Here is an 18,517-nt window from a genome sequence, read left to right as displayed (position 1 = left end):
GATTGTTCTTCTGGGATGTACTTGCTGTACATAGTAGCTTGTAATACATACTAGCAGGCGGCAAAGGATCCGCACCGTGATTGTATGCGGCGCGCGGCGAGGCGATGATGGCATCTTTGCACCCGCGACGAGAAGCTCCCTGGCCCGAGACAGGACTAATCCCCCGCAGGATATGTCCTGCAGGGGATGGAAGGCCTCAGATTAACGCAGCGTCAACGGGGTGGTAGCGGTGCTGCCGTCGAAGTGGATGACCTGGATGCTGCCGTCGATGTTGGGGTAGGCGGCGCAGCCGGTGAGGGTCTGGAAGTCACCCGCGAAACCGGCCTGGCCATCGCAGACCACCGCGGTGGTGCCGTCGATCTTGACCATGGTGTCGGGGCCAGCGATGCCGATGGCGAGGCCCGGCTGAACGCCGTGGGCCTCTACTACTGCACCCTCGCCCACAGCGATAGCGGCGGGGCCGGAGAAGTTGGAGGCGTGGGCGGTGGCGGAGCCATTGAGCACGGAGATGCCGAGGGCGATGGCGTCATCAGCCTTGGCGTGCGCGTGGCCGTTCTCAACATCCCACTGGGGAAGAGCGCCAGCGACGTTAAAGCCCGGGAGGGCGGGCTGGAGGGCATCCTCGAGGGTGCCGGCCTGGGCCGCGGCCGGAGCGAGAATCATGGAGCCACCCAGTACGGTCATGGCGGCACATTTGGTGAAGCGTTTCATAGGGGTTTCTCCTTTGAGAGAGTAAAAAGTTAGTTGTTCGGGATCAGGACGGTATCGATGATGTAGACCCGAGCGTTCTCGGTGGGCACGTTTGCGCAGCCCACGGTGGCGTCGTTCACCATCATCGGCTCGCCGTCGGTGACGGTCAGCATGGAGCCTCCAACTGTGGTGTGCTCGCCTACGATCGCATCCATGCCGGCCTGGCCTTCCACGGCGTGGTAGGTAAGAATGCTGGTCAGCATGTTGGAGTTGGTCTTCAACTCCTCGATGGTCGCTGGGTCAAGCTTCTCGAAAGCGCCGTTGGTCGGGGCGAAAATGGTCCACTGCCCGCCCTCAATGGTGCTCACGAGATTGACGTCAGGGTTGAGCTCTCCGGTCAGTGCTGCGGTGAGCGTGGAGAGTTCCGGAATATTCGGCAGTGCCTCGACGATGTTCTGGCCGGCAATGACCTCGAGAGAGGCGGGGCCGTCCGGGTGGGCGTCGGCATATGCCTGGCACAGCGGGCCGCTCGGGGCCTCGGCTGCAGCTGCGGCCTCAGTCTCCTCTGTCTCAGTCTCGGACTCAGCCTCGCTGGAGGGGCTGTCTTCAGAGCTGGTCATGCTGGAGGTGCTGGACATGCTGTCCTTGGCCTCAGTGCTATCGGAATCATCAGCATTACAGCCGCTGAGTACAAGTCCGGTGGCGCCGAGAATGGCAGCTGCCGTGAAAATTGGGTGGCGATTAAGTCGCATGTATATCCACTTCGTTTGTTGAAAAACAGGCAACTATTTTGTTGCCCTCACAAAGTGTTCGGAGCCAAAGAAGGATCGGGTGGGTGCAGCTCGAAATATTATTTTCGTGTGTAGGCTTAGCCCTGTGCCTAACGTCAAATCTCACCTCGACGCTCTGCTCGAGGCCACCTCGCGGGGGGACGTACAGGCTTTTGAGCAACTTTTTACACTTCTGCATAAGCGCGTCTATGGATTAACGCTGCGCATTCTCACTGACCGTAATTTGGCGGAAGACGCCGCCCACGAAGCATGGCTATCGGTATGGGAAAACTCTTCGTCTTTCGATCCACATAAAGGATCTGCCGAGGGCTGGGTGCTGGCCATGGCCCATCGCCGGGCAGTTGATGTCGTACGCAGCAGAGAAGCCCACCATCGCCGCAGCGCTGAATATGCCCAGTCCATGAGCCTTACTGAGTCCGTGGATGCGGCAGATGCTCATCTGCTTCGTATTGATGAGCATGCAGAGTTAGCCGAGTGTTGTGAACAACTCACCGCAAAACAGCGTCAGGCACTTGCTCTGACCTATTTTGAGGGGCTGACCTATCAAGAAGTAGCTGATCGACTCGGAGTATCTCACTCTGCGATCAAAACCCGTCTACGAGATGCAATGAAAACCTTAAGGAGGTGTATGGACTCGTGACTACACAACAACCATCGCGGGAGGAACTCGAGGCGCTTGCCGCTCTCTCGGCCGTAGGGTCGCTGCCACTCGATGAGCAAAAAAATCTGGGCGTTGCAGATAATGACGAGTTCATTCATCTCCAGCAGCAGTACCGTGATGTCCTCGCCGGCCTCAGCGTCGATGTCGACATGCCTGATGCCCAGACTGCCTGGGAGCGTCTGCGCCGAGATATTGCCCCTGTGGCCACGGTGGACACCGTGGCGTCTCGACGGCGCCAGCTGCCGCTGTGGCTGGCGAGCGCCAGTGCCGTGGTGGTGCTGGCCAGCGGCGCTATTACCTTCACCACCATGAATGCCTCCTCCGATCGGGCAGAGACTGAGCAGGCCGAGGTGAGCACTAGTGAACGCCAGGTAGCTGGCGGCACGGTGACTGTGGAGCATGCCCCAGGCGCTGACACGGCGAAGGTGATGTTGCGCGATGTTCCCGCACCGCCACCGGATCAGGCCTATCAGATGTGGCTTGTGGAGGATTCCGGTCCCCGTTCCGTTGGCGTGATGGAATCCGCCGAGGTACTGCCCGAGATGGACGTGGAGATCGACGGCGTCGCGCAGGCGCAGTCAATCATGATTAGCCAAGAACCTGCGGGTGGATCGACGACCCCATCGACGTCGCTGCTCGACATTGCTTTGCCATAGTGCGCCTCGACGTTGTCGCGCGGGCGAGGATCAGACAGCCGGCTACCGCGCCCTGCAGGGCTAGAATCCGCTGCTCATCTGTGCGCGATCATAGAAAAACGACAGGCCGAGCAGTAGAGTAAGGGCGGAAATGATCGCCCATGACTATCACCTGTGGCGTGACTGACCACGAGAACAACCAGAAATACAGAAGGGCGGGTCGCGACGTGACCGAACTGAAGGATATGAATCAACAGGACTTCGAGGAGATTGCCGCCGATGCGCGCAATCGTTATGAGGAGCTCGTTCAGCGTGACCTGCAGCTGGATCTGACCCGCGGTAAGCCCTCCGCAGAGCAGCTGGACTTCGCGGAAGAGCTGCTGGCTCTGCCCGGGAAGGGCGACTATCGCACCGCCGATGGGGTCGATGTCCGCAACTACGGTGGCCTCAACGGCATCGTCGATATCCGTGAGATCTACGCCGAGCTGCTCGGACTCGATGTCTCCCAGGTATGCGCCGGCGATTCCTCCAGCCTCAACATCATGTTCGACATCATGAGCTGGACCCACACCTTCGGTAACTGTGATTCCCCGCGCCCGTGGTCGCAGGAGGAGAAACTGCGCTGGATCTGTGTGGTGCCCGGCTATGACCGCCACTTCTCCATCACCGAGCACTATGGCTTCGAGATGGTGACCGTGCCCATGCTCGAGGACGGCCCGGACATGGATGCCATTCGCGAGCTGGTGAAGGATCCGAGCGTGAAGGGCATGTGGGCGGTGCCGGTGTACTCCAACCCCACCGGCGTGACCTTCTCCGAGGAAGTGTGCCGTGAGCTCGCCGAGATGGAGACCGCGGCACCCGATTTCCGCATCATGTGGGACAACGCCTATGCGGTGCACGTATTCGATGAGTTCCCCGAGAACCACAATGTGCTCGAGATGGCCAAGAAGGCCGGCAACCCCAACCGCTTCTGGTATCTCACCTCCACCTCGAAGGTGACCTTCGCCGGTTCGGGCGTGGCTATCTTCGCCTCCTCCGCCGCCAACCTGGAGTGGTACGCCTCCCATGCGGGTATTCGCGGCATCGGCCCGAACAAGGTGAATCAGCTGGCCCACGCCCGCTATTTCGGCTCCGCTGACGGGGTGCGCGAGGTGATGCGCAAGCAGGCCGGTTCTTTGGCGCCGAAGTTCCACAGCGTGCTGGAGATCCTCGAGCAGCGCCTCGGCGGGCTCGGCATCGCCACCTGGACGAAGCCGGAGGGCGGCTACTTCATCTCCCTCGACGTGGTGGATGGCACCGCCTCTCGCGTGGTGGAACTGGCCAAGGAAGCCGGCATCAAGCTCACCGCCGCTGGATCGACCTTCCCGCTCAAGCAGGACCCCAACGACCGCAATATCCGCCTCGCCCCCTCGATGCCGCCGCTGAATGAGGTCGAGGTAGCCATGGATGGTGTGGCCACCTGTGTGCTGCTCGCCGCGGTAGAAAAGCTCGCGCAGTAAATCTTCCTCTTTTCAGGTACTCCCTCGTTCCCGCATCGCGCGGGGCGGGGGAGTTCTGCGCTGGGCAGCCGCCAGCAGCTGCGCTTATGCCCGTGCAGATGCCGGTTCGGCTGCGGTGGATGTGTCACACTGGAGGAATGAACACAGCAGAGATCAGTGTCTGGTTTGCGCAGCTCTTCCAGCTGGGCGAACAACCCGAATGGCAGGAATACAGCGTCGCCGGCCATCGCGCCGCCAGCTTTTCTTATGAGGACCGGGCCACCGCAGTCACCCTAGATATGTCCACGGTGGATACGGGCCTGCGGGCGGTGGCCCCGCCCGAGGCACAGAACCCGCTGAGCGAGGCAGATATTCGGGTGGAGCTGATTCTGCAGACCACGGAGGCCCACCGAGAGCAGTTGCCCGAGGCGCTGGGCCGCGCTCTAACGGCACTGAGTGATACCGACTCCCAGGTGGCACCCCAGCCGGGCGCTATCCTCGCCGATCTCATGCCGGAGCTGTCCACCCGCCACGGGCTTCTGGTCGCGCCGCAGCTATGGGAGAAGGGCGTGCCCCATCTGTGGGAAGAACCCGAGCAGACCGGACGCTCTCATGGCCAGCTCACCCTGCCATTGCAGCTGCTGCTGCTCACGCCGGAGGAGCTGGAATATGCGATCACATATTCGCCGGAGGAGCTGCAGGAGCAGATGCCGGCCCAAGGGATTGATGTGCATGAGTGGAACCGCTGATGCCCGTATCGCCGGTGCTGGCCGCTACGCGCCGTCGCCAAGCGGAGAACTGCACTTCGGTAATCTGCGCACCGCGCTGATCTCGTGGCTGGTGGCCCGCTCGCACGGGCTGCCTTTTCTGCTGCGCGTTGAGGATGTCGATACCCAGCGCAGCTCGCTGGAATCAGCGGCGGCGCAGCTGGAGGATCTCGCCCGCCTCGGCCTCGACTGGGACGGCGATGTGCTCTACCAGCACCAGCGCTTTTCCGCCTATGAGCAGGTGGTGGAGACCCTGCGCGGGCGGGGGCTGGTGTATGAGTGCTATTGCTCGCGCAAGGATATCGCGCACGCGGCCTCGGCACCGCACGCCATCCCCGGCCATTATCCGAGCACCTGCCGTGATCTGGATGAGGACCAGCGTCGTGCGAAGCGGGAGCAGCTCAGCGCCGCAGGTCGGCACCCCGCGCTGCGGCTGCGTAGCGACGCCACCTCCGCCACAGTGGAGGACTATTGGGCCGGCAACTATCGCGGCGATGTGGATGACTTCGTGCTGCGGCGTGGCGGCCAGGCCCCCGACTGGGCCTATAACCTCGCGGTTGTGGTCGACGATCACTACCAGGGCGTGGGCCATGTGGTGCGCGGCGATGATCTCTTGTCCTCTGCCCCGCGGCAGGCCTATCTCGCCAGGCTGCTCGGCTATGAGCCGCCGCTGTATCTGCATGTGCCCTTGGTGCTCAATGAGCAGGGCCAGCGGCTGGCGAAACGCGATGGCGCGGTGACTCTGCGTGAGATGGAGCAGCAGCGCTCTACCGCTGATGTGGTGCAGGCGCTCGGTGCATCGCTCGGGGTCCCTGGGGCCTGTTCCACGGCGGAGATTCTGGAGCGCTGGGAGTTGGAGCAGTTGCCTGCTGAGGCGGTTACTTTTCGCAGCTAGCGGCCTGCGCGGCCGCGGCTGTGGTGTGCTCGGGAAGGTGGCGGGCAAAGCGGTGGCTGAGGCGCTCGACCACGAGGCCTGAGACCACCCCCAGCACCATGCCGGAGACCAAGCCGATCAGCGGCTGCTCCCGAAATACCCAGCCGCCGAGATAGCCGAATAACGTGCCCTGGACCGACCAAATAATCACCCCGATGGCGTCGAAGAAGGCGAAGCGGGCGTGGGAGTAGTGGCCGGAGCCGAGCATCACGGTGACTACCCAGCGCGCCCCTGGGATGAAGCGGGCGATCACGATCACCGAGGCATCGCGGCGGTAGAGATTATCGTTCACCCAGGTGATGGCCTTCTGCAGGCGGCTGCGCTTGCGCAGATAGCCCATGGCGCTGGTGAGGCTGCGGCCTAAAACGAAGCAGATATTATCGCCGATGATCGCCCCGGCGGCGCAGCAGATCATGATGAGGATGAGATGCGGGAAGCCGAAGATACCGGAGTAGGCGCCGGCGAGGTTCATGGGCAGCTCGCCGGGGATCACCGGCACGATCGCATCGCCGAGGGTGACGCCCCCGAGCAGCAGATAGATCCAGGGGGAAGCCATCAGTGGCTCCAGCCACTGGAATACGATCTCTTCCACGGTAGGCTGCTCGCCCCCTTTCTCGGACTCGGTGCGCCAGCATGCGCGGGTGCGGTGGGCACCTCGCGTTCTCCTAGCGAGCTTAGCGCGTGAATAGATTGCCTCCTGCCACGAGGGCGGGCAGCTGCTGGCGGCGCTATCGCCTTTGCGCGCCGAAGAGTACTACGATTTTCAGCATGAACACTCTTGTTACTGGCGGCGCTGGCTTCATCGGCTCCCATTTGGTGGATGCGCTCGTGGCCCGCGGCGATACCGTGGTTGTGGTGGATAATCTCTCCCATGGCCGACGGGACAACCTGCGCGATGCGCTGGAGACGGGGCAGGTGACACTGCTCGAAGATGACGTGCTCAGCTGTGATTTTCTTGCTGTGTGCAGGGAGTATCGTCCCGAGGTGATCTTCCACTTGGCGGCGCAGATCGACGTGCGTTCCTCGGTGGCTGATCCGGTATTCGATGCCGAGATGAACACCATTTCTACGATCCGGATTGCTGAGGCGGCGCGCCAGACCGGGGTGCGCAAGGTGGTCTACACCTCCTCGGGCGGTGCTATCTATGGCCGCCCGGAGTCTTTCCCCGTCAGCGAGGAGGAGCCGGTGCGCCCGATGTCTCCCTATGCGGCCTCGAAGGTGGGCGGCGAAACCTATTTGAACATGTATCGCCGCCTCTATGGGCTGGACTGCACGCATATCGCCCCGGCGAATGTCTACGGCCCGCGGCAGGATCCCCACGGCGAGGCCGGGGTGGTGGCGATCTTCAGCAAGAATCTGCTGGCCGGTGCCCCCACCGTGGTATTCGGCGAGGGCAGCAACACCCGCGACTATGTGTATGTGGGCGATCTGGTGCGCGCCTTCGTGGCCGCCTCCGGGGAGCAGGGCTCGGGCATGCGCTTCAATATCGGCACCGGGGTAGAAACCACCGACCGTGCCCTGCATAGCCTCGTGGCCCAGGCGGTGGGCGTGGCGGATGAACCCCGCTTCGAGCCGGCCCGGGTGGGCGATGTGCCCCGCTCCTGCCTCGATTCCAGCCGTGCCCAGGCGGTGCTCGGCTGGCGGCCCGAGGTGGATGTGGCCGAGGGTATCGCCCGCACGGTGGAGTATTTCCGCAGCCGCTAAGGCCGGGGCCTATGCGTGACGACGCCACCCTCTATTCCCCTGAAACGCTGGGGCGAGGGTGGCGTCGATAAGCATGCGAAGCGCGGTTACTCGCTGTTCTTGGCGGGAACCCGCACGGATTTATAGGCCAGCACCATAGCGACGATGCTGAGGATGAACAGCAGCACCATGGCGCCATTGATATTCATCAGCAGCGTGGCCACGCGCAGCTGGATGGCGGACTGGGTCTCGGTGGAGAGCAGCCCGCCGAGGCTCGTGGTGGCGTTGGTGGCCATGTAGAGCACGCCGAGGATGATGAAGAACACCCCGGCGAGCATATTGGTGGAGTTCAGCGTGAGCGGGCCGAGCTGTACCTGCGTGCCCCGCAGCCAGGAGGCCTCGCCGATGTTGAATTTCTCCCACAGTGCGGCCAGCAGGAATAGCGGCAGGGTCATGCCGAAGGCATAGGCGGCCATGATGGCCAAGCCATAGAGCACGCTGGAGCTGACGAAGGCGGTGGTGAGCACCGCCCCCAACATGGGGCCGGCGCAGAACCCGGCGAAGCCATAGACTGCGCCGAGCAGGAAGGTGGGGACCCATCCCGCGGCGCTCATGCCCACCCTGCCCGCGAGGGAGGACAGGCCCGGGATCTGGAAGCCGCCGCCGAAGAAGATGAATACGCCCAGCGCAATCATGATGATGCCGCCGACCATGATGAGGGTGCCGCGTTCGCTGCTGAGCCACTGTCCCAGCGCACCGGCGCCCGCCCCGATGGGGGCGAGGACGGCGACGAGGCCGAGGAAGAACACGACGGTGCGGGTGATCAGCTCCGTGCGGGAGCTAAATGCGTAGGCGAAAAACGCCGGAAGCAACAGCGCCGAGCAGGGGCTGAGAATAGAGAGCGCCCCGGCGACGATGGCGCCGAAGAGTCCGATAGAGATCATTGCGGAACGCTCACCTCGCCGGCAGCCACCTTGGCTAGCTCCACATTGATGACCTCAACGAAGGTCTCAGTGGGCTGGGCGCCAGACACAAAGCGGGTGCCCACCACGAAGCTCGGGGTGCCTTGGATCCCCAAACCAGTGGCGTAGCTCTGGGCCTGTGCCACCGGCTCGGCGTAGGTGTCATTGTCTAAAGCCTCGGTGAAGGCGTCCATGTCCTCCACCCCGGCCTCCTTGGCGAAGCGGATATAGTCCTCCCGGCCGAACTCGGGGTGGCCGGTGATATCCTTCGACGCGGTATAGAGCGCATGCTTGAAGGCGAAGAACTTGCCTTGGGCGGCCGCGGCACGTCCCGCCTGGGCGGCGCTGACGGCGTGGGGGCCGTTGATGGCATAGTCATTCCACTCGATGCGCACCAAGCCATCCTTGACGTACTGGTCAATGAGTTCCGGCTCGGTGGTATTGGCGTAGCGGGAGCAGAAGGGGCACTCGAAATCCGAGAACTCCGAGATCACCACGGGGGCATCCACGGCGCCATAGGCGAAGGGATCGGCCGCATCGCGGCGAGCCACCTTCACGATGTCCGCCACGGACTGAATCTCCCCACCGGGGCCGTAGATGGTGGCGTCGAAGGAGCCGTCCTCGGACTCCGCGTCGAGAGAGCCCGTCCCTGGCTTCACCTGGGCCACCAGCTCCGCGATCTCCTCCTTGCTCAACTTCTCCACCGCAGACTCCTCTGGGGCGGCGGCAGTACCCGAGTCCTGCTGCGCGGAGGAGGGCGCGGCCTGGGTGGCGGCGCTATCGGTGGTCTGCGTGCCCACGAGGTAGCCGCCGAGACCGGCGATCACCAGCAGCACGCTAAACAGGGCCCACACCACGGTGGGCACCTGGGAGATCGGGGAGGCGGCTGTAGCCTCGGCGTCCTCGGCATCCTCGGTAGTCTCGGCTGCTGCAGTGTCCGCAGTGGCTGCGGAATCAGTCGCGGAATCGGCCGTGGAGTCGGCGTCGACACGCGTCGCGTCGGCAGCGTCGGCAGCGTCGGGCGCCGCGGGAGTCACGGCCTCGGCGTCCTCGGGGTTGGGGGTGTGGTCCGGTCCGTTTTTCGGGGCCTTAGGCATAAATGTCGTCGTCTCACTTTTCTGCACGGCCGCTGGCCGTGGGGTCGGTGCCATCGCGGGATGGATCAGGTGTCTCGGGTCGGATCGCCGTTTGTAGGGCGACGGCGCGAGCTAGCCTAGCGTAGCGCAGTTCCTGCTCGCGGAAGCGAATGTAGCTCGAGATCGTGGTGAACATGAAGGCCACCACCAACAGGTAGAGCAGCAGATCCGTGCCGCGGGACACCCCGAGCCAATTGGCCACCACGGTGAGGTCATCGGGGCGCACAATCGCCCAGATGCAGGAGATAAAGAACACCACAAAGCCGAGTTTCACCCAAGCCTTGGCGCGGGCCTTTTTGCGCTTGCTCACAAAAAAGATGGCCAAACCGATGGTGGCGAGCAGCAGCACCACCTGAATAATGCTTTGTCCCGAACTCATGACAGGTTCCTCGCTATAAATCCATCGGCCAGAATATTGACTCCATTAAAGAGAGATTGGCCCTTGCTCATCGAATACTCGGTGTAGAGAATATCCACCGGCTGCTCGCTCACTCGCCAATTATTGGTGTCCATGAGCGTGACAAATTCGCTGGCATGGCTCATGCCATTCATGCGGAGATTCAGCTGCTCGGCCACCGTGCGATTGAATACGCGCAAACCATTATGGGCGTCGGTGAGCCCCAGCTTGCGGGTGCGCCGCGAGAGCAGCACCACCGTTTTCAGCACGATGCGTTTGATCAGTGGCACCTGATCATCGGCGGCGCGGGGCCGGCCAAAACGGGTGCCCACGATGATGTCCACCTCTTCGCTGCGCAGCCGGTCGATCATGGCCACCACGTCTTTGACCTGGTGCTGGCCATCGGCGTCGAAGGTGACAAAGTTCTGCGCGCCGGGTTGAGCGCGGGCGTATTCCACACCGGTTTGAATGGCGGCGCCTTGGCCAAGATTCACGGGGTGATTCACCAGATGCGCGCCGGCGGCGTGGATAGCTGCAGCGGAGTCATCCTTCGAACCGTCATTAACCGCCACGATATTGGGAAAAGTCTGGCGGGCATGTCGGATCACATCACCGATGACGGGTCCCTCATTAAAACACGGGATCACCAACCACGTATCCGCATAGTCGCCGGGGTGACGGCAGGCGTCATCGGCGGGGCGGGGAGTATCAACAACGGGCATGCCTGTCATGCTAGTAACTTCTCGGACAGACACAGCGGCAGCCACGCGCGGCAGACAGTGAATGAAAATCGGCGCCCGTGCCCAGCGCATGCGTGACGACGCCGCCCTCGCGTCCCGTCGACCCAGCTAGCGGCGGTGGAACAGGAGGCGATAGACCCGCCCGAGCAGGCGCTTGGGGAGCAGCCGGTAGAGGGAGCGAAGAAGGAAATTGCCCACCGCGCGAAACGCGCCGACGGTCCCATAGTCCACCAGGTTGCGCTGCATGCTCAGCTCGGCGCGGATCATATCCAGCCCCGTACGCCGCGATAGCTGCTCCTCGCCGACCCGGAAATACACCAGCTGCTCCGGCATATTGGCCAGCACTTTGTCTCCAGCCACGAGCCGTGCCATGAGGTCATAATCCTCCATCAAGTGCACCGGCTGATAGCCGCCGACCTCACGGATGGCCTCTACCCGGGCCATGATTGTCGGGTGGTTGATGGGGTTATTGATGGTGAGATAGCGGTTGATCTCCGCGGGGCTTTCCGGCAGCGTGCGCACGCCCACCGGCTCGTCCGGGGAGTGAACAAACTCCGTCATGGCCGAGCCCACCAGATCCACCCGAGGATGCTCGGCGAGGAAGGCGAGCTGGCGCTCGAAGCGCTCTGGATAAGAGATATCGTCGCTGTCCTGGCGGGCATAGAACTCGGTGGTGAGGGTGGCAAACCCGGCGGCCGTGGCCACCGCATTGCCCTCGTTCTTCTCTCGCCGCAGCACCCGCACCTCGGGGCGGGTGGCCTCGGCAGTGCTGAGGATGGCCGCCACATCCTCGCCAATGGGGCCATCCTGGATCAGCAGGATCTCCTCCGCTGGCCGAGTCTGGTCGTAGAGGCTCTCCAAAGCCTGGCTTATGTGCGTCGCGGTTGTCCCGTGATACACCGTCATCAGCACCGTCAGGCTTGGACCAGTCACCGTGAGTACACCTTTCAGCTCGGAAGAATTCAGCGGCCCTAAGCCTAGCCTGCTGGGCTGAGAACTAGCTGTGATCCATCCAGAACTTCAGTGTGTCTGAACTCAAGGAGGAAAAAGCGAAGACGCAGGGGTCGGCGTGGGCCCGTAGCTCCTCGCGCGGTTGGGCGCGCAGCCAGGTGAGATACTCCTCCTTGAAGAAGGACTCATCCAGCCCGGACTCTTCGCGCTCCTCGGGGCTGAGGCTCTCTAGCTGGGCGGCGGTAGCCACGCCCAGGAACTGGCAGGCATCGCCGTCCGCGCTTTGCCACTGCTCCTCCTGGAAGGAGGCGAAGGAGGGGGTGCGCTTGATGAGCTCCTCCGCGCGCTCCGGCGGCATGCCCTCGGGAGCGGTGGGGACAAAGCGGGCATCGTATTTCTCGGCGGCGGCACCCGAGGCGATGCACCACGGGCACAGATTCTCCACGCGCTCCAGCGCATAGGGGCGATACACATAGGCCCAGCCAGTCGTGCGTTCACAGCAGGGGCACTCGGCCTCCTCATTGCGCACGATGGCGCCCGTGATCACCGGGTCGGGGTGGTAGCGGAAGACGGGGAGTTCCTCGTGGGCCGGTTCTACCTTCGCCTGGGACTGAGCCGCAGACTCGGTGATGGGGGTGCTCACCGTGGCGATATCGGGAAGGATGGGGCGATCGATGCGGTACTGCAGACCAGCCATGAGTGAGGGGAACTCGTGGGGCAGCACCGAGTACACCAAGGCATCGTCCACATTGCCATCGCCCAGGCGCGAGGCACTACGTAGCGTGCCTTCATAGCGCAGATCCGCCTTTTCCGCGGCGCGCCGGGCCTGAATATTGGTGCGCGGCACCACCATGGAGAAGCGCTGGGCGCCGAGGGTATCGAAGCTATAGGCGATCAGCAGCGCCAAGATTTCCGGGAAGACGCGGGTGGACTGGGCGCCACGGGTGACCCAGGTGTGGCTCAGTGTGACGGTGGGAACATCGGGGTTATCGATGGTCAATCCGGTGACTCCCACAGCGCGGTTATCGCTATTCAACCGCACCAACAGCGGCAGGGAACGACCGGTATCGGCCGTCGCGCAGAGACGCTCCAGATACGCGGGTATGCCCTCCTGCTCAGGCACCCCCGACCAGTACTGTTTGTGCAGGTCCACGGCGGCGCTGGCGAGGATTTCTGCGTGGTCGGTACTCAGCGGCGTCAGGGAGATAACGCTGCCTTCTAGGGTGACTGAGGAATCAAACATAAGAACTATCTTAAGAAAATTCGAAGGTGTGCGCAGGTTCTGGGTCCGCCCCAGCACTAGCTCTGCCACTAGCGCGCGTTAATGAAAAACAGCACCGCTAGCTGTTGTTTTGTAGCGTGGGCGGCATGACATTTCGCGTGAAAGCTGTGCAAAAGACCGCCCCTGATTCCCCCTTCGAGATCGCCGAGATCACGCGCCGTGATCCGCGCCCCGATGATGTGGTGATCGATATCACCGCGGCCGGTATCTGCCATAGCGATATCCACACCATTCGCAATGAGTGGGGTGAGGCCCACTTTCCGCTCACGGTGGGCCATGAGATTGCCGGTGTGGTCTCCCAGGTGGGGTCCGAGGTTACGGAGTTCACCCCTGGTGAGCGCGTAGGCGTGGGGTGCATGGTGAACTCCTGTGGCGAGTGCGAACAGTGCCGCAACCATCAGGAGCAGGACTGTCTCCAGGGCGCCGTGGGTACCTATAACGCGCAGGATGTGGACGGTAGCATCACCCAAGGTGGGTACTCCCAAAAAGTGGTGGTGAACAAGAATTTCGTCTGCCGCATCCCCGATAGCATCGATGATGCGCACGCGGCCCCGCTGCTGTGCGCAGGAATTACCACCTATGCCCCCATCGATCGCTGGGGCGTGAAGGAGGGCGATCGTGTGGCGGTGCTCGGGCTCGGCGGGCTGGGGCACATGGCGGTCCAGATCGCCGCTGCCAAGGGGGCGCGGGTGACGGTGCTCTCGCGCAGTCTGCGCAAGCAGGAGCAGGCCCGCGAACTAGGCGCGGAGCGCACGCTCGCCACCACCGAGGAGGGATTCTTTGCAGAGCATCGCGGCGAGTTCGACTTCATCCTCAACACCATTAGCGCCGATATTGACGTCAATGCCTATCTCGGGCTGCTCAAGCCGCACGGAGTGATGGTGGTTGTGGGGCTGCCGCCGAACCAGCAGCCGCTCCACTTCGGCTCCATTATTGGCGGGGCGAAGGTGCTCGCCGGATCCAATATCGGCGGCATCAAGCAGACCCAAGAGATGCTGGATTTTTGTGCCGAGCACGGCATTCGTGCCCGCATCGAGAAGGTCTCAGTGCACGAGGTGGATGAGGCCTATGAGCGGGTGGTCAATGGCGAGGTGCAGTTCCGCTGCGTGATCGACACCGCCAGCTTCGAGCAGGCCTAAGCCGCCGCAGCGGCTAGTGCTCGTGGCCGAAGACGGTGTGGGAGATGAGCTCGGCGCGGGTGCGTACCTCGCCGAGGATCTCGCGGGGGTCCACTGGGCAGTCGATATGGAACGACACCGCGAGGGCCGCCGCCGGCTGGCCGAGGTGGTCCAGGATGGGGGCGGAAAAGGAGCGGTGGGCGCGGTCGATGCGCTCATTCTCCTCGGCCCAGCCTCGCTCACGGATAATGGCCAGTTGCTCAATCACCTCGCGAAAGCTCATGTGATTCGGCACCGGGGAGGTGGAGTAGGTGGCCTTGACCTGCTGCTCTGAGCGGAGCGAGAGCATGGCCATGCCGGAGGCTGTAATGAAGGCCGGAATGCGCACCCCGGCATCGAAGAGCAGGCTATTGGCGTTTTTGCTGCGCTCTTCCAAAATGTAGAGCACATCGCTGCCCGAAAGTTTGGAGATATGGGCGCTGCCGCCGATGAGCTCGGCGAGGAACTTGGCGTGGCGGGCACCGACGCGCACCAGCGGCTGCTGGGTGGTATATGCCGAGGCCATGGCATAGGCGGCCACGCCCAGCCCATAGGTCTTTTCCTCGGGCAGCCGCACCACATAGCCGGCATCCTCCATCACTGTGAGCAGGTGATAGACCGTGGAGCGTGGAAGATCCAGCTCGGTGTAGATGCGGGCGGCGGAGACGGGCACATCGATACTGGTCAGCAGCGTGAGAATGCGCAGGACGTTGGTGGCTGCTGGGACCCGCGAAGAATGTCGTCGGGTATGCTCGCTCACTTTTTTCACGTCCTCCTTCTGCTCGGGGTCTAGCGCTGCATGGCCGCACAATGCGGGTGTTCCTTAAAACTATACCGAGGAACTAACGGTTCGGTAGCTTAGCCTGCGTTCTCGGGGGCTAATCACGAGGATATATCGGCGCTAAGAGACGAAAAACCGCCCCGCGCACAAGGGCGTCGGGGCGGTGGTGCTGCGCGGGGGCAGCGACGCATTAGCGGTTGGGCTCGTCCCAGCCGGTGGTGGTGTTGGTGTTGTTGATATCCGAGCTATCGAAGGCCGTGGTCTCGGCATCGAAGCTGGAGGTCGTGCCCGCGGCGGGTGCCGTGGTGGCCGTGGTTGCCGTGGTGGTGGCCGGGGCATAAGCGGCGGAGGTGGCGTCCTCATCGGCCGCGTCCTTGCGGTTACGGAAGGGGCGCACCAAGAGGTGGTCCAGCGAGACGCGACCAGCGCCGGCAGCGGCGAGCAGCAGACCGGCAGCGCCGATCACACCGGCGAGCTCCCAGCCGCCATCGGAGACGAACACGCCGCCATCGCGGTGGGCGAACCAGACGGCGCCGGCCATCAGGGCAAAGAGAACCGGGCCGACGAAGCGGACCAGCAGGCCGAGCACGATGGCGATGCCGCCAGCAAACTCGAAGTAGGAGGTAAATTGGGCAGCGAGCTCAGGGTTGGGCACACCCAAGTTGCTGAACATGTCGGTCACACCAGAGATGGTGATGTCGTTGATTTTCTGCCAGCCATGCGCGATGAGCACGGTGCCGAGAATAATGCGGGCAATGAGTTGGAAAATATCCTTAATTACAGTCACGCCTACACACCCTACATAAAGGTTCGATTCAGCAAAACACGGAAGTACGTGAAAATAATAAGAATATCGACCGGAAATACTATTTAATGAACGCGCCGCACATGTGCGCCAAGCAAAGAATAGACGTGCACCGCCATGCCGATGAGCGGGCCGAGAATCAATGCGGCGCAGACCGCAGTGGTGAGCGAGAAGGGCAGTAGCAGCACGCCGAAGGCGCTGGCGGTGGCCACCACCCAGCCGAGCACGTACACGCTATGGCGCTCGTGACTCAGGGCGGCACAGCCGGTGATCATCAGCGAGCCCGTGCAGGCGGAGGCGAAGGTGAGCACAGCCAGTAGCCAGCCGGGCAGCACATAGCTGGCGGGCAAGAAGAGCCCGAGGATCCACGGTCCGAGCAGCCACGCCAGGCCTGCCCCGGCAACGCCCACGGCGCCGACCACGGCCAGCGGAATCAGCAGGGCGGATAGGAGGCGCTCCCGCCGATCCACGAAGTACACCACGAGGGCGGACTGGAAACGTTGGGTGGGCACCAGGATCGGGGCGCGGGTCAGGAGCACCGCCATGATGATGGCGGCCACGCTCACGCCATCCACGGAGCTATCTCCGGTGCCGTGGGTGATGCGCACCAGCGGCGGGAAGCCGGTAATCAGGGCGGCCGATGCCCCGGTGGCGGCCATGGCGGAGACAACGCCGCGTCGATAAGCGGCGGAGGTGACATCGACCGGGGCCTGGAGCGCGGCGCGGGCCTGCGGGGAGAAGGCGATGATGAGCAGCCAGGTGGCGGCACCCATGACGGTAATGAGGAGGAAGGCGCCGATACCCCAGCCCTGCCACCACGCGCATGCCGCGGCCAGCATGCGCACCCCAGAGTCGATGGCCACCAACCAGGCATAAGCGCCCCAGTGCTTGAGCCCAGAGAGCACGCCCGAGAGCAGCGCCTGGAACACATAGGAAGATAAGCCGATGGCAAAGAGCGCGATCGCCGCGGGATGGGGGTGGTGCAGCAGGAATCCCATCCACACCCCGCCGGTGGCGAGAATACTGATCCCGGCGATAAGCGCCACCACCCCGGCCAGCCGTACCGGCCGTGCCGAGCGGGGGCTGGCCCCGGCGCGTACCGCGGAGGTTGCGCGGGTGGTTTCCTGCGTGATGCCGTCGATAAGCCCCGCGAGTGCAAAGAAGAGACCCCAATAGGCCTGGAAGTCGGCGTTGATGGTCTCGGGCAGGGCCCAAGAGGCGACGATGACCACCACGAACCCCGAGAGGGCCGCGAAAATAGTGGCGAGAGACAGCGCGCGCATGGCAGTGGTCCTAGGCGGTGGGGAAGGGCGGAAGTGGCAGGGCGAGCAGCCAGGCGGAGCGCAGCTCATCCAATTCGGCGTGCCGCTCGGGGGCGAGGTGGGCGCGCAGAATATTGAAGAGATCCACCGGCTCCACCACGCCGTGGCGGTCGCGGCGGGCATAGTCGCGCAGCGCGGCGAAGAAGTCCGCATCGCCGAGCAGCAGCCGCAGGGCGTGCACAAAGACGGCGCCGCGCTTATAGAGGCGATCGTCGAACATGTGCTGCGGGCCCGGATCGGCGAGGAGCAGGTCCTGCGGTTTCTGCTGGAGGCCGCGATAGTGCTCGCGGGCGTAGTGCTCGGCGGGGGTGCCGGTGGAGTGCTCGAACCACAGCCACTCGCAGTAGCAGGCGAAGCCCTCGTTGAGCCAAATATCGTCCCACTGCGCCACGCCGAGGGAATTACCGAACCACTGGTGAGAAAGTTCGTGGGCGATCAGCCGTTCCCAGGTCCTGCGGCCGTCGGCGTGATTGGCGCCGAAGATCGACAGCCCATGGGCCTCGAGGGGGATCTCGAGCTGATCGGCGGTGATGACCACCCGGTAGGCGGGGAAGGGATAGGGGCCGAAGAGCTCGGCGTAGAACTCGAGCATGCGGGCCTGGTCGGCGAAGTCATGCAGCACCCGCTGGCGCAGGGCGGCCGGGGCATAGGCGGTGACGGGCACGCCCGCCGCGGAGCCGAGGGGGATGGTGCTGAACTCGCCGATCTGTACCGAGGCGAGATAGGTGGCCATCGGCTCCTGCACCCGGTAGTGCCATAAGGTGGTGGAATTGTTTCGCTGGGTATCCACCAGCTCCCCGGTGCAGATCACGCTGAAGGGATTATCGGCGGTGATCCGAATGTCATAGCGGGCCTTCTCATCGGGTGTGTCATCGCAGGGGAACCAGCTATGGGCGCCATGCGGCTGGCTGGCGACGAGCGCCCCGGCATCGGTTTCCTCCCAGCCGATCTCACCCCAGCGGGAGGTGATGGGCTGCGGATTGCCGGAGTAGCTGATGGCCAGGCTGAACTCGGTATCCGCGGGGATCTCGCGGTCGAAGAGCACCACCACTTTGTTATCGCCGCGGTGGCGGAACTTTTTCACCTTCACCTGCGCGCCGCCCACACCCTGGGCGGTGATACGCCGCACGGTGAGGGTGCGGGCGAAGTCGAGGGTGAGCTGCTGCAGCGGGAGGTAGCTGAGCACGTCCAGTGTCGCCGTGCCACTGAGGTGGTTGGGCATGACCCGATAGGTGAGGTCGAGGTCGTAGTGACGGATGTGGAATCCAAGGTTGAAGTCCACACCCGTGTAGCGGTCCCGGGTGCCGGGGATCTCGGTGGTGCGCAGGCGTGTAAAGGAACTCAT

At 63.4% G+C, this 18,517-nt stretch carries 20 protein-coding genes; 7 read left to right on the top strand and 13 right to left on the bottom strand.

The window, feature by feature from the left end; all coding sequences use genetic code 11:
• Positions 1-201: 201 nt before the first annotated feature.
• A complete protein-coding gene (locus KRX12_RS06040) occupies positions 202-711 on the bottom strand; it encodes a hypothetical protein (protein WP_218364957.1) in 510 nt (169 codons plus the stop codon).
• A 29-nt stretch (positions 712-740) separates the two neighbouring features.
• The gene (locus tag KRX12_RS06035) at positions 741-1,442 is read right to left on the bottom strand and encodes a fasciclin domain-containing protein (protein ID WP_218366061.1); all 702 of its coding nucleotides are present in this window, start codon (positions 1,440-1,442) and stop codon (positions 741-743) included.
• Positions 1,443-1,566: 124 nt separating this feature from the next.
• On the opposite strand from KRX12_RS06035, the gene KRX12_RS06030 reads away from it, so the two are divergent.
• The 5 genes from KRX12_RS06030 to gluQRS all read left to right on the top strand — a co-directional run bounded on the left by KRX12_RS06030 (position 1,567) and on the right by gluQRS (position 5,917).
• Positions 1,567-2,121, top strand: a complete 555-nt coding sequence (locus tag KRX12_RS06030; protein WP_218366060.1) for a sigma-70 family RNA polymerase sigma factor — start codon at positions 1,567-1,569, stop codon at positions 2,119-2,121.
• Entirely contained in the window at positions 2,118-2,798 is a 681-nt protein-coding gene (locus tag KRX12_RS06025; protein ID WP_218366059.1) for an anti-sigma factor, read from the top strand. The genes KRX12_RS06030 and KRX12_RS06025 overlap by 4 nt, the downstream gene beginning before the upstream one ends.
• Positions 2,799-3,022: 224 nt before the next feature.
• Positions 3,023-4,276, top strand: a complete 1,254-nt coding sequence (locus tag KRX12_RS06020; protein WP_218365154.1) for an aminotransferase class I/II-fold pyridoxal phosphate-dependent enzyme — start codon at positions 3,023-3,025, stop codon at positions 4,274-4,276.
• Between the two features lie 137 nt (positions 4,277-4,413).
• Positions 4,414-5,004, top strand: a complete 591-nt coding sequence (locus KRX12_RS06015) for a hypothetical protein (protein WP_218366058.1) — start codon at positions 4,414-4,416, stop codon at positions 5,002-5,004.
• A complete protein-coding gene (gene gluQRS / locus KRX12_RS06010) occupies positions 4,982-5,917 on the top strand; it encodes a tRNA glutamyl-Q(34) synthetase GluQRS (protein WP_218366057.1) in 936 nt (311 codons plus the stop codon). Before KRX12_RS06015 ends, gluQRS begins: the two co-directional genes overlap by 23 nt.
• Here the strand turns inward: gluQRS and KRX12_RS06005 are convergent.
• The gene (locus KRX12_RS06005) at positions 5,901-6,548 is read right to left on the bottom strand and encodes a DedA family protein (protein ID WP_218364963.1); all 648 of its coding nucleotides are present in this window, start codon (positions 6,546-6,548) and stop codon (positions 5,901-5,903) included. The genes gluQRS and KRX12_RS06005 overlap by 17 nt on opposite strands.
• A 176-nt stretch (positions 6,549-6,724) precedes the next feature.
• Here KRX12_RS06005 and KRX12_RS06000 point away from each other — a divergent pair, with 176 nt between their 5' ends.
• Positions 6,725-7,660 carry a GDP-mannose 4,6-dehydratase gene (locus tag KRX12_RS06000; RefSeq protein ID WP_218364964.1) on the top strand — a complete coding sequence of 312 codons (936 nt, stop codon included), beginning with the start codon at positions 6,725-6,727 and terminating at the stop codon, positions 7,658-7,660.
• Positions 7,661-7,746: 86 nt separating this feature from the next.
• Here KRX12_RS06000 and KRX12_RS05995 read toward each other — a convergent pair whose 3' ends face one another.
• From KRX12_RS05995 to KRX12_RS05970, 6 genes are all read right to left on the bottom strand, one after another.
• Positions 7,747-8,583: a cytochrome c biogenesis CcdA family protein gene (locus KRX12_RS05995; protein WP_218364965.1), complete on the bottom strand. Its 837-nt coding sequence runs from the start codon at positions 8,581-8,583 to the stop codon at positions 7,747-7,749.
• Positions 8,580-9,476, bottom strand: a complete 897-nt coding sequence (locus tag KRX12_RS05990) for a thioredoxin domain-containing protein (protein WP_218366103.1) — start codon at positions 9,474-9,476, stop codon at positions 8,580-8,582. Before KRX12_RS05990 ends, KRX12_RS05995 begins: the two co-directional genes overlap by 4 nt.
• Positions 9,477-9,711: 235 nt before the next feature.
• The gene (locus KRX12_RS05985) at positions 9,712-10,116 is read right to left on the bottom strand and encodes a DUF2304 domain-containing protein (protein WP_151529364.1); all 405 of its coding nucleotides are present in this window, start codon (positions 10,114-10,116) and stop codon (positions 9,712-9,714) included.
• Positions 10,113-10,856, bottom strand: a complete 744-nt coding sequence (locus KRX12_RS05980) for a glycosyltransferase family 2 protein (protein WP_218366056.1) — start codon at positions 10,854-10,856, stop codon at positions 10,113-10,115. The genes KRX12_RS05985 and KRX12_RS05980 overlap by 4 nt, the downstream gene beginning before the upstream one ends.
• Positions 10,857-10,982: 126 nt before the next feature.
• Positions 10,983-11,807: a glycosyltransferase gene (locus tag KRX12_RS05975; protein ID WP_370625552.1), complete on the bottom strand. Its 825-nt coding sequence runs from the start codon at positions 11,805-11,807 to the stop codon at positions 10,983-10,985.
• Positions 11,808-11,871: 64 nt separating this feature from the next.
• A complete protein-coding gene (locus tag KRX12_RS05970) occupies positions 11,872-13,068 on the bottom strand; it encodes a CbrC family protein (RefSeq protein ID WP_218366055.1) in 1,197 nt (398 codons plus the stop codon).
• A 125-nt stretch (positions 13,069-13,193) separates the two neighbouring features.
• Here KRX12_RS05970 and KRX12_RS05965 point away from each other — a divergent pair, with 125 nt between their 5' ends.
• Positions 13,194-14,246, top strand: coding sequence for an NAD(P)-dependent alcohol dehydrogenase (locus KRX12_RS05965; RefSeq protein WP_218366054.1), 1,053 nt, complete (start codon positions 13,194-13,196; stop codon positions 14,244-14,246).
• Positions 14,247-14,259: 13 nt separating this feature from the next.
• Here the strand turns inward: KRX12_RS05965 and KRX12_RS05960 are convergent, their stop codons facing one another.
• The 4 genes from KRX12_RS05960 to KRX12_RS05945 all read right to left on the bottom strand — a co-directional run bounded on the left by KRX12_RS05960 (position 14,260) and on the right by KRX12_RS05945 (position 18,517).
• Positions 14,260-15,024 carry an IclR family transcriptional regulator gene (locus KRX12_RS05960; protein WP_151529361.1) on the bottom strand — a complete coding sequence of 255 codons (765 nt, stop codon included), beginning with the start codon at positions 15,022-15,024 and terminating at the stop codon, positions 14,260-14,262.
• A gap of 211 nt (positions 15,025-15,235) precedes the next feature.
• On the bottom strand, positions 15,236-15,832 hold the full coding sequence (locus KRX12_RS05955) for a DoxX family protein (protein ID WP_218366053.1): 597 nt from the start codon (positions 15,830-15,832) through the stop codon (positions 15,236-15,238).
• A gap of 83 nt (positions 15,833-15,915) precedes the next feature.
• A complete protein-coding gene (locus KRX12_RS05950) occupies positions 15,916-17,133 on the bottom strand; it encodes a hypothetical protein (protein ID WP_151549644.1) in 1,218 nt (405 codons plus the stop codon).
• A 10-nt stretch (positions 17,134-17,143) separates the two neighbouring features.
• Entirely contained in the window at positions 17,144-18,517 is a 1,374-nt protein-coding gene (locus KRX12_RS05945; RefSeq protein ID WP_218366052.1) for a M1 family metallopeptidase, read from the bottom strand.

The sequence above is a fragment of the Corynebacterium sp. TAE3-ERU2 genome (assembly GCF_019209955.1).
GTDB classification, from domain to species: domain Bacteria; phylum Actinomycetota; class Actinomycetes; order Mycobacteriales; family Mycobacteriaceae; genus Corynebacterium; species Corynebacterium megadyptis.
Note: the sequence above shows the minus strand (reverse complement) of the source record. Positions and strands in the feature narration are given on the sequence as shown.

What these genes read in the sequence shown, in the direction of transcription:
- KRX12_RS06040 (WP_218364957.1), bottom strand. Translation starts at nt 711, where the DNA reads ATGAAACGCTTCACCAAATGTGCCGCCATGACCGTACTGGGTGGCTCC.
- KRX12_RS06035 (WP_218366061.1), bottom strand. Translation starts at nt 1,442, where the DNA reads ATGCGACTTAATCGCCACCCAATTTTCACGGCAGCTGCCATTCTCGGC.
- KRX12_RS06020 (WP_218365154.1), top strand. Translation starts at nt 3,023, where the DNA reads ATGAATCAACAGGACTTCGAGGAGATTGCCGCCGATGCGCGCAATCGT.
- KRX12_RS06015 (WP_218366058.1), top strand. Translation starts at nt 4,414, where the DNA reads ATGAACACAGCAGAGATCAGTGTCTGGTTTGCGCAGCTCTTCCAGCTG.
- gluQRS (WP_218366057.1), top strand. Translation starts at nt 4,982, where the DNA reads ATGTGCATGAGTGGAACCGCTGATGCCCGTATCGCCGGTGCTGGCCGC.
- KRX12_RS06000 (WP_218364964.1), top strand. Translation starts at nt 6,725, where the DNA reads ATGAACACTCTTGTTACTGGCGGCGCTGGCTTCATCGGCTCCCATTTG.
- KRX12_RS05995 (WP_218364965.1), bottom strand. Translation starts at nt 8,583, where the DNA reads ATGATCTCTATCGGACTCTTCGGCGCCATCGTCGCCGGGGCGCTCTCT.
- KRX12_RS05985 (WP_151529364.1), bottom strand. Translation starts at nt 10,116, where the DNA reads ATGAGTTCGGGACAAAGCATTATTCAGGTGGTGCTGCTGCTCGCCACC.
- KRX12_RS05980 (WP_218366056.1), bottom strand. Translation starts at nt 10,856, where the DNA reads ATGCCCGTTGTTGATACTCCCCGCCCCGCCGATGACGCCTGCCGTCAC.
- KRX12_RS05970 (WP_218366055.1), bottom strand. Translation starts at nt 13,068, where the DNA reads ATGTTTGATTCCTCAGTCACCCTAGAAGGCAGCGTTATCTCCCTGACG.
- KRX12_RS05965 (WP_218366054.1), top strand. Translation starts at nt 13,194, where the DNA reads ATGACATTTCGCGTGAAAGCTGTGCAAAAGACCGCCCCTGATTCCCCC.
- KRX12_RS05950 (WP_151549644.1), bottom strand. Translation starts at nt 17,133, where the DNA reads ATGCGCGCGCTGTCTCTCGCCACTATTTTCGCGGCCCTCTCGGGGTTC.
- KRX12_RS05945 (WP_218366052.1), bottom strand. Translation starts at nt 18,517, where the DNA reads ATGAGTTCCTTTACACGCCTGCGCACCACCGAGATCCCCGGCACCCGG.